Annotated in this window: 12 protein-coding genes; 2 read left to right on the forward strand and 10 right to left on the reverse strand. The window is 66.1% G+C overall.

Annotated features, from left to right (window positions below; genetic code table 11):
- Nucleotides 1–8: 8 nt before the first annotated feature.
- Both AAFF32_RS00860 and AAFF32_RS00865 read right to left on the reverse strand, forming a co-directional pair.
- Nucleotides 9–740: an ABC transporter ATP-binding protein gene (locus AAFF32_RS00860; protein WP_216965815.1), complete on the reverse strand. Its 732-nt coding sequence runs from the start codon at nucleotides 738–740 to the stop codon at nucleotides 9–11.
- A 62-nt stretch (nucleotides 741–802) separates the two neighbouring features.
- Nucleotides 803–2092, reverse strand: a complete 1290-nt coding sequence (locus AAFF32_RS00865; protein ID WP_216965813.1) for an HlyD family efflux transporter periplasmic adaptor subunit — start codon at nucleotides 2090–2092, stop codon at nucleotides 803–805.
- 194 nt (nucleotides 2093–2286) lie between these two features.
- Here AAFF32_RS00865 and glmS point away from each other — a divergent pair, with 194 nt between their 5' ends.
- Nucleotides 2287–4119 (forward strand): glutamine--fructose-6-phosphate transaminase (isomerizing), encoded by a 1833-nt coding sequence (gene glmS, locus AAFF32_RS00870; RefSeq protein ID WP_216965811.1) that lies wholly within the window; start codon nucleotides 2287–2289, stop codon nucleotides 4117–4119.
- A gap of 403 nt (nucleotides 4120–4522) precedes the next feature.
- Here the strand turns inward: glmS and glmU are convergent, their stop codons facing one another.
- On the reverse strand, nucleotides 4523–5893 hold the full coding sequence (gene glmU, locus AAFF32_RS00875; protein WP_342316175.1) for a bifunctional UDP-N-acetylglucosamine diphosphorylase/glucosamine-1-phosphate N-acetyltransferase GlmU: 1371 nt from the start codon (nucleotides 5891–5893) through the stop codon (nucleotides 4523–4525).
- A 140-nt stretch (nucleotides 5894–6033) separates the two neighbouring features.
- Between glmU and AAFF32_RS00880 the strand changes: the two genes are divergently transcribed.
- The gene (locus AAFF32_RS00880) at nucleotides 6034–6438 is read left to right on the forward strand and encodes a GtrA family protein (protein ID WP_216965807.1); all 405 of its coding nucleotides are present in this window, start codon (nucleotides 6034–6036) and stop codon (nucleotides 6436–6438) included.
- 81 nt (nucleotides 6439–6519) lie between these two features.
- On the opposite strand, the gene AAFF32_RS00885 is transcribed toward AAFF32_RS00880, so the two are convergent.
- The 7 genes from AAFF32_RS00885 to atpE form a co-directional block, all read right to left on the reverse strand.
- Nucleotides 6520–6945: a F0F1 ATP synthase subunit epsilon gene (locus tag AAFF32_RS00885; protein WP_216965805.1), complete on the reverse strand. Its 426-nt coding sequence runs from the start codon at nucleotides 6943–6945 to the stop codon at nucleotides 6520–6522.
- 124 nt (nucleotides 6946–7069) lie between these two features.
- Nucleotides 7070–8470: a F0F1 ATP synthase subunit beta gene (atpD, locus tag AAFF32_RS00890; protein WP_216965803.1), complete on the reverse strand. Its 1401-nt coding sequence runs from the start codon at nucleotides 8468–8470 to the stop codon at nucleotides 7070–7072.
- A gap of 150 nt (nucleotides 8471–8620) precedes the next feature.
- On the reverse strand, nucleotides 8621–9484 hold the full coding sequence (atpG, locus tag AAFF32_RS00895) for a F0F1 ATP synthase subunit gamma (RefSeq protein WP_342316176.1): 864 nt from the start codon (nucleotides 9482–9484) through the stop codon (nucleotides 8621–8623).
- Between the two features lie 111 nt (nucleotides 9485–9595).
- Nucleotides 9596–11146, reverse strand: coding sequence for a F0F1 ATP synthase subunit alpha (gene atpA / locus AAFF32_RS00900; protein ID WP_342316177.1), 1551 nt, complete (start codon nucleotides 11144–11146; stop codon nucleotides 9596–9598).
- 48 nt (nucleotides 11147–11194) lie between these two features.
- Entirely contained in the window at nucleotides 11195–11722 is a 528-nt protein-coding gene (locus AAFF32_RS00905; RefSeq protein ID WP_216965797.1) for a F0F1 ATP synthase subunit delta, read from the reverse strand.
- Nucleotides 11723–11768: 46 nt separating this feature from the next.
- Complete coding sequence (locus AAFF32_RS00910; RefSeq protein WP_216965795.1) at nucleotides 11769–12239, reverse strand: F0F1 ATP synthase subunit B; 471 nt, start codon at nucleotides 12237–12239, stop codon at nucleotides 11769–11771.
- Between the two features lie 91 nt (nucleotides 12240–12330).
- Nucleotides 12331–12609: a F0F1 ATP synthase subunit C gene (atpE, locus tag AAFF32_RS00915; RefSeq protein WP_137832813.1), complete on the reverse strand. Its 279-nt coding sequence runs from the start codon at nucleotides 12607–12609 to the stop codon at nucleotides 12331–12333.
- Nucleotides 12610–12632 lie beyond the last annotated feature (23 nt).

Raw genomic sequence — 12632 nt, forward strand, 5'->3', positions numbered from 1 at the left:
CGCCCTCCTCAGCCGGCCGTCACAGCGGCGGCGGCGGTCGCGGCGGCCACTTCGCCGCCCAGGCGCGGGGCATCGTCGAGGTCGGTGACCTGGCCGTCGATGATGTGCACGTTGCGCTGCGCGCGCGCGGCGAGCTCCGGATCGTGCGTGACCATCACGATGGTCGTGCCCTGCGCGTGGATCTCCTCCAGCAGCTCCATCACGCCGCGCGCCATCAGCGAATCGAGGTTGCCGGTGGGCTCGTCGGCGAGCAGCAGGCGCGGCGAGCCGGCCAGTGCACGTGCGATGGCGACACGCTGCTGCTGGCCGCCGGAGAGTTCGGACGGGTAGTGCTTCATGCGCGAGGTCAGGCCCACGCGGCCCAACGCATGCTCGATGCGCTGCTTGCGCTCGGCCGCGCCCATGCGGCGGTAGCGCAGGGGCACGTCGATGTTGTCGAACAGGTTGAGGTCGGGGATCAGGTTGAAGCCCTGGAAGATGAAGCCGATCTTCTCGTTGCGCAGCCGCGAACGTGCGTTGTCGTCCAGGCCCTTCACCGACACGCCGTCGAGCAGGTAGTCGCCATCGCTGAAATCCTCCAGCAATCCGGCGATGTTGAGGAACGTCGTCTTGCCCGAGCCCGACGGTCCGGTGACGGCGACGAACTCGCCTTCGCGCACGTGGATGTCGAAGCCGCGCAACGCATGCGTCTCGATCATGTGGGTGCGGTAGACCTTGCTCAGGTGGGTCATCTTCAGCATGGCGGGCTCCTGGTGGTGCGTGTGTTCGTCGGTGTGGATGCGGGTGTGATGCGTCGCGCGGCTCAATCGTTGACCATGACTTCGTCGGCGCCGTTGAATGCGGTGGTGTCGGAGATGACGATGCGGTCGCCCGGCTTCAGGCCCGACAGCACTTCCACGTCGGACAGACTGCTGGCGCCGGTGGTGATGGAAGTCTTGACGGCGGTGTCGCCGTCCATGACGTAGGCGACGCGACCGCCGCCGGTGTCGAGGAACGGGCCACGCTGGACCATCAGCACGTTGGGCTTTTCTTCGATCATCACGCGCGTGCTGACGCGCTGGTTCTGGCGAAGGCCGGTGGGGCGCTTGTTGTCGGGCTGCTGTTCGGCGAAACGCACGCGCGCCATCACCTGACCGTTCACCACTTCAGGCGAAACCGAACGCAGCGTGCCGTTGTACTTCTGCCCGCCGTAGCTGATCTCCGCGCCCATGCCCAGGCGCAGGTCGTCGGCGTAGCTTTCCGGCACGGGCAGTTCCACTTCCAGCTCGCGCAGGTCGACGACCACCAGCAGCGGCTGGTTCAGCGGCACCACGGTGCGGTCGGTGATGTTGACCGTGCCGACCATGCCGTCCACGGGCGAGCGGATGTTGAGTTCGTCCACCTGACGTTGCAGTTCGTCGACGAGCGCCTGCTGGCGCTGCGCGAGCAGGTGCTTGTTGCGCGTGTCCAGACCGGCGCCGCGATCCTGCAGGCCGTAGTCGCGCTGTGCGTGCGACAGGCCGATGTCGGCCTTCTTCAGCGTGTCCTGCGCGCGGGCGACCTCGATGCTCGACACCGCGCCGCCCTCGAAGCCGCGCTGGCTGCGCTCCAGGTCGCGCAGGGCGGCAGTGCGGTCGATCTCGGCCTGGTCCAGCGCCTTCTGCGCGGTGGAGCGCGCCAGTTGCGCGTCCAGCGCGGCGCGGCCGGCTTCGGCCTGCAGGCTGGCGAGGGTGGATTGCTCCTGGACGAGCTTGCTGCGCAGCTCCGGGCTGTCGATCAAGGCCAACGTCTGGCCCTGCTTGATCGTGTCGCCGGCCCGGACCTTCAGGGTGACGGTGCCGGCGGCGGGCGCGTACAGGGTCGGGCTGACGGCGGCGACCATGCGCCCCTGCACCGCCACGTCCCGCACCAGCGTGCCGCGATGGACCTCGGCCGTGCGCAGGCGCTCGCCACTCACGGACTGCCCGGCGCCGAGCCAGCGGCCCAGCGTGGGCACGCTCAAGGCCAGCAGCAGTGCGGCCGCCACGCCGCCGCCGATGAGCAGCTGCTTGCGGCGGGGATGGGCGGGAGGCGCGGCGATAACGCGGTCTTGGCCGGAGGTGTCGCGGATCATGCGGTCTGGGACGAGTCGGGATGCCCTCATTACGAGCATGGACCGTGCCAACTTCTCATGTCTTAAATTTCAACCACTTGCGTCGAACGCACCGTGTCCGGGGCGTCCGCGCGGACACCCGGCTGTCCGCTGTACAGCAGGCGTCGCGTACCTCCCGCTAAACTGGTCGCCTTCCTGCTCTGGAGTTGCGCTGCATGTGTGGAATCGTTGGTGCGATCGCAGACCGCGACGTGGTGCCGGTGCTCATCGAAGGCCTCAAGCGCCTGGAATACCGAGGCTACGATTCCGCCGGCATCGCCGTGCTCGACGGCAGCAACGTCCGCCGCGTGCGCCGGACCGGCCGCGTGGCCGAGATGGAAGCCGCCGCGCAGAGTGAGGCGTTCAGCGCCACGCTCGGCATCGGCCACACCCGCTGGGCCACCCACGGCGGCGTGACCGAGGCCAATGCGCACCCGCACATCTCCTTCGGCGAGCTGGCGGTGGTGCACAACGGCATCATCGAGAACCACGACGAGCAGCGCGAAGCGCTGCGCGCCAAGGGCTACGTGTTCGAGTCGCAGACCGACACGGAAGTCATCGCCCACCTGATCCACTTCCATCAGTCGCAGGGCGCGGACCTGCTGACCGCCGTGCAGAAGGCCGTGCACGAACTCGTGGGCGCCTATGCCATCGCCGTGGTCAGCAAGCGCGAGCCCGAGCGCCTGATCGTTGCGCGCATGGGTTGCCCCCTGCTGGTGGGCCTGGGCGAAGGTGAGAACTTTGTCGCCAGCGATGTCTCGGCGATCCTGCAGGCCACGCGCCAGGTGATCTTCCTGGAAGAAGGCGATACCGCCGAAGTCACCCGCCAGGGCGTGCGCGTGTTCGACGTGCACGGCGTGGAGATCGCGCGCGAAGTGCACGTGTCCGACGTCTCGCTGGCGTCGCTGGAGCTGGGCCCGTACCGCCACTTCATGCAGAAGGAAATCCACGAGCAGCCGCGCGCCATCGCCGACACCATCGAAGCGGTGATGGACGCCAATGCCTTCAGCCCACTGCTGTTCGGCGCCAAGGCCGAAGACGTGCTGCGCGACGTGGACGGCGTGCAGATCCTCGCCTGCGGCACCAGCTACTACGCCGGCCTTACCGCGCGCTACTGGATCGAAGCGATCGCCGGGCTGCCGTGTTCGGTCGAGATCGCCAGCGAATACCGCTACCGCAAGGCGGTGGCGAACCCGAAGCACCTGATCGTCACCATCTCGCAGTCGGGCGAAACGCTCGACACGATGGAGGCGCTGAAGTACGCCAAGTCGCTGGGCCACGACCGCACGCTGTCGATCTGCAACGTGCCGGAGAGCGCGATCCCGCGCGCCAGCAAGCTGGTCTACTACACCCGCGCCGGCGCCGAGATTGGCGTGGCCTCCACCAAAGCCTTCACCACGCAGCTGGTGGCGCTGTTCACGCTGGCGGCCACGCTGGCGAAGCTGCAGAACCGCCTGAGCGTGGAGCAGGAAGGCCAGTATCTCGACGCGCTGCGCTTCCTTCCCGGTAGCGTGCAGCACGCGCTCAACCTGGAGCCGCAGGTCACCGCGTGGGCGGAGCGTTTCGCGCCGAAGCAGCACGCATTGTTCCTCGGTCGCGGCGTGCACTACCCGATCGCCCTGGAAGGCGCGCTCAAGCTCAAGGAAATCTCCTACATCCACGCCGAGGCGTATCCGGCAGGCGAGCTCAAGCACGGCCCGCTGGCGCTGGTGGACGCGGCGATGCCGGTCGTCGTCATCGCGCCGAACGACAGCCTGTTGGAGAAGGTGAAGTCCAACATGCAGGAAGTGCGCGCGCGCGGCGGCGAGTTGTTCGTCTTCACCGACGAAGACAGCCAGTTCGGTCCGTCGGAAGGCGTGCACGTGATCCGCGCACCGCGCAATGTCGGCGTGCTGTCGCCGGTGGTGCACGCCATCCCCGTGCAGCTGCTCGCCTACCACGCCGCCCTCGCCCGCGGCACCGACGTGGACAAGCCGCGCAACCTGGCCAAGTCGGTGACGGTGGAGTAAGCCGACTACGGCGTTCGCACTTTCTTGTCAGCTTCACGGCAGGGCCACTCAGCCGGCCGTGAAGCTTGGCGAACTCTCTTCGGCGCATTCGATGCGAACCGAGTCGCGCACTGATCACGCAGCCACCCGGGCTGACTTCGCGTCGCACGGCATCGATCGGCGAAACTGTCTCGCAATGCACATCCGCGCCCGGTGTTAATTTCGACCGGCCCGTCGCGATCACGCACATTGGTCGCGAAGTTCGGCGGTTGGGGCGTCAATGCGAGGATCAGCGCAGCGACACGCTTTTCAGCGGCCTTTTTCCACGGACGTCTTGCCTGTGCTGCGAGGCAAGGCGGGCACTTTCCTCCCACTGTTCGTCACCGGCAACGCCCTTACTTGCGGCGAAGATCCTGACGTCCGCCTACACCTTCGGCTTCTTCTTCGGCCGTTGCCACCCTTCGATGGTCGCCTGCCGCGCACGCGCGACGGTGAGCTTGCCTTCGGGCGCATCGCGCGTGACGACGGAGCCCGCGGCGATGGTGGCATCCTTGCCGATGGTGACCGGCGCCACCAGCGAGGAGTTGGAGCCGATGAACGCGCCATCCTCGATGGTGGTCCTGGACTTGTTCACGCCATCGTAGTTGCAGGTGATGGTACCCGCGCCGACGTTGACGCCCGCACCGATCACCGTGTCGCCCAGGTAAGTGAGATGGTTGGCCTTGCTGGTCACGCCGATGCGCGTGTTCTTGGTCTCGACGAAGTTACCCACGTGCACGCCGTCGGCCAGCACGGTGCCCGGACGCAGGCGCGAATAGGGACCGATCTGCGCGGCCCCTTCGACGATGACGCCGTCCATGTCGCAGTGCGCACGCACCTCCGTGCCCGGGCCCAGCGTCACGTCCTTGAGCCGGCAGAAGGGGCCGATGCGCACGCCGTCGCCAAGCACGACGTTGCCCTCCAGCACGACGTCCACGTCGATCTCCACGTCACGACCGACACGGACATCGCCTCGCTGGTCATAACGCGAGGGGTCCGCGAGGCGGGCGCCCTGCATGCACAGCGCGCGCGCTGCACGGCGCTGGAACGCGCGTTCGAGCTGCGCAAGCTGCCATGCATCGTTGGCGCCCTCGACTTCGAGCGGGTCCTGCACATGCACCATCTCCGCCGCGTTGAATTCGGCGGCCGCCGACGCGAACACGTCGGTGAGGTAGTACTCGCCCTGCGCGTTGTCGTTGCCCAGATGCTGAAGCCAGCGACGCAGTGCTTCGCCATCGGCCACGAGGATGCCGGTATTGACGGTGCGGATCTCGCGCTGCTCGTCGTCTGCGTCCTTGTGTTCGACGATGCGGCCGACACGCCCCTGCGTGTCGCGCACGATGCGGCCGTAGCCGGTCGGGTCCTGCAGGTCCGCCACCAGCACGGCGATGCGGCCTGGTGCGGCCAGCAGGCGCTGCAAGGTCTCGGTGGTGATCAGCGGCACGTCGCCGTAAAGAATGAGCACGCGCGCATCGACTGGAATGGACGGCATCGCCTGCTGCACGGCGTGGCCCGTGCCCAGGCGCTGCTCCTGTTCGGTCCAGTGCAGATCGGTCTGGTCGGCTAAGGCCGCGCGTACCTGCTCGCCGCCGTGACCGTAGACCACGTGAATCCCCGTGGCTCCCAGCTGGCGCGCGGTATCGATCACATGGCCCAGCATCGGCTTGCCCGCAATCTTCTGCAGCACCTTGGCCGTGGAGGATTTCATCCGCTTGCCCTCGCCGGCTGCGAGGATCACGACGTGTAACGGGTTCATGCGGCCATCCTGTGCTGTGCGACCTTAAGATGTGGCGGAATCTTAGCAATCGCGATGCCCGCCCGGATCGACCCGACACTACCTGAAGGCCGGAGGGTTTCGCACCGGCGGCCTGACGCGGCCCTGTCTAGAATGTGCGCATGCGCAGATGGTTTTCCGGCTCCCCGTTGGTCCGCCAGGGCAGCAGCTACCTCGTGATAGGCCTGCTCCAGTTGCTGGTCGACTGGGCGATGTTCGTGTCGCTGAGCGCGATGGGCCTGGCCGTGGAGCCGGCAAACGTCCTGGGTCGGGTGAGCGGTGCCGTGCTGGGCTTCTGGCTCAACGGGCGCGTCACCTTCGCCGGAGAGGACACCAAGGTGGGGCGGCGACAGTTCGCGCGTTTCCTGACGATGTGGATCGCCACGACAGTGGTGAGCACGTGGTCTCTGGGCCATGTCGACGACACGGTGGGTCTGCAGTGGGCCTGGGTCGCCAAACCGGCCATTGAGCTCGTCCTGGCCTCGGTAGGCTTCGTGCTCTCGCGGCACTGGGTCTACCGGCGCTGAGGCAGCTTCGGCACCAAAGAAAAACGCCGGCATTGCCGGCGTTTTTCTTGTCCGCAGCCGGCCGTGCGGCCGGCGCGGGACTCAATGCTTCATGTTCTTGCGCAGACGCTCCAGCGCACTGAGCTGGGCGATGCTCATCGCCAACTGCGACTGGGCCTCTTCCATGCTCATCTTCGGATCCTTCTTCGACAGGATCCGCTCGGCCTCTTCCTTCGCGGCGCGGACGGCGGCTTCGTCGATGTCCTGCGCGCGCACCGCGGTGTCGGCCAGCACGGTGACGACGGTGGGCTGCACCTCGAGGATGCCGCCGGAGATCGCGAAGTCCAGCTGCTCGCCGCCCGGCAGGGTCACGACGACCTTGCCCGGCTTGAGGCGCGTGATCAGCGGCGCGTGCTTCGGCGCGATGCCGAGCTCGCCGATCTCACCGGTGGCGACGACCAGCTCGGCCTCGCCGTGGAAGATTTCCTGCTCGGCGCTGACGATGTCGCAACGAATCGTGGATGCCATAGAGAACGTGCCTTTCTGCTTTGTCCCCCTCTCCCGTTTGCGGGAGAGGGCTGGGGTGAGGGTGAAGGCAGAGCCCTCACCCTAACCCTCTCCCGCAAGCGGGAGAGGGGACAAGATCAACGGATCAACCCGTGATCTTCTTGGCCTTCTCGACCGCTTCCTCGATGCCGCCGACCATGTAGAACGCCTGCTCCGGCAGGTGGTCGTACTCGCCTTCGACGATGCCCTTGAAGCCGCGGATCGTGTCCTTCAGCGCGACGTACTTGCCCGGCGAACCGGTGAAGACTTCGGCCACGTGGAACGGCTGCGAGAAGAAGCGCTCGATCTTGCGGGCGCGCGACACGGCCTGCTTGTCTTCTTCCGACAGCTCGTCCATGCCGAGGATCGCGATGATGTCCTTCAGTTCCTTGTACTTCTGCAGCGTCGACTGGACCTTGCGCGCGACGTCGTAGTGCTCGTGGCCGATCACGTTCGGGTCGAGCTGGCGCGAGGTGGAGTCGAGCGGATCGACCGCCGGGTAGATGCCCAGCGAAGCGATGTTTCGCGACAGCACGACGGTGGCGTCGAGGTGGGCGAAGGTGGTCGCCGGCGACGGGTCGGTCAGGTCGTCCGCGGGCACGTACACGGCCTGGATCGAGGTGATCGAACCGGTCTTGGTCGAGGTGATGCGCTCCTGCAGAACGCCCATTTCCTCGGCCAGCGTCGGCTGGTAACCCACGGCCGACGGCATACGGCCCAGCAGCGCCGACACTTCGGTACCGGCCAGCGTGTAGCGGTAGATGTTGTCGACGAACAGCAGCACGTCACGGCCCTTGCCCGAGGCGTCCTTCTCGTCGCGGAAGTACTCGGCCATGGTCAGGCCGGTCAGCGCGACGCGCAGGCGGTTGCCCGGCGGCTCGTTCATCTGGCCGTACACCATCGCGACCTTGTCGAGGACGTTGGAGTCCTTCATCTCGTGGTAGAAGTCGTTGCCCTCGCGGGTACGCTCGCCCACGCCGGCGAACACGGACAGACCCGAGTGCGCCTTGGCGATGTTGTTGATCAGTTCCATCATGTTGACGGTCTTGCCGACGCCGGCGCCGCCGAACAGGCCGACCTTGCCGCCCTTCGCGAACGGGCACATCAGGTCGATGACCTTGATGCCGGTTTCCAGCAGGTCGTTACCCGAGGACTGGTCCTCGTACGACGGAGCGGCGCGGTGGATTTCCCAATGGTCGGAAGCGGCAACGTCGCCGGCTTCGTCGATCGGGCGACCCAGCACGTCCATGATGCGACCCAGCGTGCCGGCACCGACCGGCACCGAGATGCCCTTGCCGGTGTTGTTGGCCACCAGGTTGCGCTTGAGGCCGTCGGTCGAGCCGAGCGCGATGGTGCGCACGACGCCGTCGCCCAGCTGCTGCTGCACTTCGAGCGTGATCTCGGTGTTGGCGACCTTAAGCGCGTCGTACACCTTCGGCACGGACTCGCGCGGGAACTCGACGTCGACGACGGCGCCGATGATCTGAACGATCTTGCCCTGACTCATTGTGGTTGCTCCGATTAACTTTGTTCGTTTCGGCGGCTTGCGTCGCCTGATTGATGCGTTGGGATTCGTGATTCGGGATTCGGGATTCGTAAAAGCGCGCTGCGCTGCTCTATCGAATCTCCAATCCCGACTCCCGAATCCCGGCTTTGATTACACCGCCGCGGCGCCGCCGACGATTTCCGAGATTTCCTGGGTGATCGCCGCCTGGCGGGCCTTGTTGTAGACCAGGTTCAGCGTGCCGATCAGCTTGGTGGCGTTGTCGGAGGCGGCCTTCATCGCGACCATGCGCGCGGCATGCTCGGAGGCCACGTTCTCCAGCACCGCCTGGTACACCAGCGACTCGACGTAACGGTTGAGCACGTGCTCCAGCACGGCCGCCGCGTCGGGCTCGTAGATGTAGTCCCAGTCGTGCTTGGCGACCTGCGTCTCCGCCGGCGGCAACGGCAGCAGCTGGTCGAACGCCGCGCGCTGCGTCATCGTGTTGACGAAGTCGTTGTAGCAGATGAAGACGCGGTCCAGGTTGCCGGCGCTGTAGCCGTCCAGCATCACCTTGATGACGCCGACCAGCTGTTCCAGCTTCGGCTGGTCGCCCAGGTGCGTGACCGAGCCGACCATGTTGACCTTGATGCGACGGAAGAACACCGACGCCTTCTGGCCGATGGTGACCACGTCGATCTCGACGCCCTGCTCCTGCCACTTGCGGAACTCGCCCAGCAGTTTGCGGAACAGGTTGTTGTTCAGGCCGCCGGCCAGGCCGCGGTCCGACGACACGATGATGTAGCCGACGCGCTTCACGTCCTGGCGCTCGACCAGGTACGGATGCTGGTAGTCGGAATTGGCCTGCGCCAGGTGGCCGATGACCTGCTTCATCACGCGCGCATACGGACGCGAGACCTTCATGCGTTCCTGCGCCTTGCGGATCTTGGAAGCCGAGACCATCTCGAGCGCGCGCGTCACCTTGCGGGTGTTCTGCACGCTCTTGATCTTGGATTTGATTTCGCGTCCGCCTGCCATCTTTTCGCTCGCTTCGCTCGTTCGGGAATGGGGAATCGGGAATGGGGAATCGTCAGGAGCACGTTGCTCTGGCTTCTACGATTCCCGATTCTCCTTATTCGATTCCCGGCTTCACCAAGTACCGGTCTGCTTGAACTCGGCGATGCCCTGCTTGAAGGTCGCCTCGATCTCGTCGTTCCAGTTGCCGGTGCTGTTGATCTTGCTGACCAGCTCGCCCTGGGTGTTGATGAAGTGCGAGTGCAGGCCTTCTTCGAACGACAGGAGCTTGTTGACCGGCACGTCGTCGAGGTAACCCTCGTTGACGGCATAGATCGACAGGGCCTGAAGCGCGATCGGCATCGGCGCGTACTGCTTCTGCTTCATCAGCTCGGTGACGCGCTGACCGCGCTCGAGCTGCTTGCGGGTGGCTTCGTCCAGGTCGGAAGCGAACTGCGCGAACGCAGCCAGCTCACGGTACTGGGCGAGCGAGATGCGGATGCCGCCCGAGAGCTTCTTGATGATCTTGGTCTGGGCCGCACCACCGACGCGCGACACCGAGATACCGGCGTTCACGGCCGGGCGGATGCCGGCGTTGAACAGGTCGGTTTCCAGGAAGATCTGGCCGTCGGTGATCGAGATCACGTTGGTCGGCACGAACGCGGACACGTCGCCGGCCTGCGTTTCGATGATCGGCAGCGCGGTCAGCGAACCGGTCTTGCCCTTCACTTCACCGTTGGTGAACTTCTCGACGTACTCCTCGGACACGCGCGCGGCGCGCTCGAGCAGGCGGCTGTGCAGGTAGAACACGTCGCCCGGATAGGCTTCGCGACCCGGCGGGCGCTTGAGCAGCAGCGAGATCTGGCGGTAGGCGACGGCCTGCTTGGACAGATCGTCGTACACGATCAGCGCGTCTTCGCCGCGGTCCATGAAGAACTCGCCCATCGTGCAGCCGGAGTAGGCGCTGATGTACTGCATCGCGGCCGACTCGGACGCCGTGGCGGCCACGACGATCGTGTGCGCCAGGGCGCCGTTCTCTTCGAGCTTGCGCACGATGTTGGCGACGGTCGAGGCCTTCTGGCCGATCGCCACGTACACGCACTTGATGCCCGTGCCCTTCTGGTTGATCACCGCGTCGATGGCCAGGGCGGTCTTGCCGGTCTGGCGGTCGCCGATGACCAGCTCGCGCTGGCCGCGGCCGATCGGGATCATCGCGTCGACGGTCTTGTAACCGGTCTGCACCGGCTGGTCGACCGACTTGCGCCAGATCACGCCCGGGGCAACGCGCTCCACCGGAGCGGTCTGCGTGGCGGCGATCGGGCCCTTGCCGTCGATCGGCTCGCCCAGCGCGTTCACCACGCGGCCGAGCAGCTCACGGCCGACCGGCACTTCGAGGATGCGGCCGGTGGTCTTGGCGACGTCGCCTTCGCGCAGGTGCTCGTAGTCACCCAGGACCACGGCGCCGACCGAGTCGCGCTCCAGGTTCAGCGCGAGCGCGTAGGTGCTGTTCGGCAGCTCGATCATTTCGCCCTGCATCACGTCGGCCAGGCCGTAGATGCGCACGATGCCGTCCGACACCGACGTCACGGTGCCTTCGTTGCGCGCTTCGGCGGTCAGCTTGACCTTCTCGATGCGGGTCTTGATCAGTTCACTGATTTCGGACGGGTTGAGCGTGGTGGTTGCCATGGGTGAGTCCCTTGATCCGGCATTACCCGGAATTTGCAGATGAATTCGTTATTGCGAGAGCGTCGACTGCAGGCGTTCGAGCTTGCCCTTCAGCGAGCCATCGATGACCACGTCGCCCGCGTCGATCACGGCGCCGCCGATCAGCGAGGCATCGACCGCCGTCTCGATCTCGACCTCGCGGCCGAAGCGCTTCTTCAGCGCGGCCTTGATGGCCTCGAGTTCGGCGCCGGGCAGTTCGCTGGCGGCGGTGACGCGCGCCTTGACCACGCGCTCGGCTTCGGCGCGCAGGTCTTCGAACAGGCCGGTGATTTCCGGCAACAGCGCCAGACGGCGGTTGTCGGCCAGCAGGCCGAGGAAGCGCGTGAACGCTTCATCGGCACCGTCCGGCGCGAGCAGGCCAACGGCGTCGGCCGGGTTCAGCAGCGGATGTCCGAGCAGCGCCTGGGCCTGCGGATCGGCGGCCACGCGCGAAGCGAAGGCGAGCGCCTGCGACCACGCAGCGGTGCGACCGCCCTCGCGCGAAAGCGCGAAGGCGGCACGGGCGTACGGACGGGCGAGGGTCAAGGCCTGGGTCATTTCAGATCATTCCGCTCGAGCGAGCCTGGTAGATGCCGCGTACAGATCAAAGCTGGGCTGCCAGCTCATCGAGCAGCGCCTTGTGGGCGTTGGCATCGATTTCGCGCTTTAGCAGCTTTTCGGCGCCGGTCACGGCCAGCGTGGAGACCTGCTTGCGCAGTTCCTCGCGGGCGCGGTTGGACGCCGCGGCGATTTCGGCTTCGGCCGCCGCCTTCTGGCGGTTGGCTTCGCCGACCGCATCGTTCTTGGCCTGGTCGATGATCTGATTGGCGCGCTGGTGCGCCTGCTCGATGATCTCGTTGGCCTTGGTACGCGCGGCACGCAGCTCGGCATCGACGCTCTGCTGGGCCTGTGCGAGGTTCTTCTGGCTCTGCTCGGCAGCGGCCAGACCCTCGGCAATCTTTTGTTGACGTTCTTCGATCGCCTTGTTCAGCGGCGGCCAAATGAACTTCATCGTGAACCAGATAAGCACGATGAACGTGATCATCTGGCCGAAGAAGGTCATGTTGAGATTCATGACAGCTCCGATGGAACTTTTTTCTGTCGAGCGGTTACGCCCGGGAGAGCCGTCCGCATGGCGGACGGCTCAGCAAGACCGTGCAGCCTGATTAGGCGCCAGCAGCCTGCGTCAGCGCGCCCAGCAGCGGGTTGCCGAAGGCGAACAGCAGGCCGACGGCCAGCGCGATGATGAACGCCGCGTCGATCAGGCCCGCCAGCAGGAACATGCGGCCCTGCAGCATCGGAACCAGCTCCGGCTGACGGGCAGCCGACTCAAGGAACTTCGAGCCCATCAGCGCGATGCCGAGGCACGCGCCGATCGCGCCGAGGCCGACCATCATGCCGATCGCGATAGCGGTCAGGCCCTGCACACTGGCGATGAATTCCATGGTTTTCTCCTACTGAAACGTTT

The sequence above is a fragment of the Lysobacter sp. FW306-1B-D06B genome (assembly GCF_038446665.1).
Taxonomy (GTDB): Bacteria; Pseudomonadota; Gammaproteobacteria; order Xanthomonadales; family Xanthomonadaceae; genus Lysobacter_J.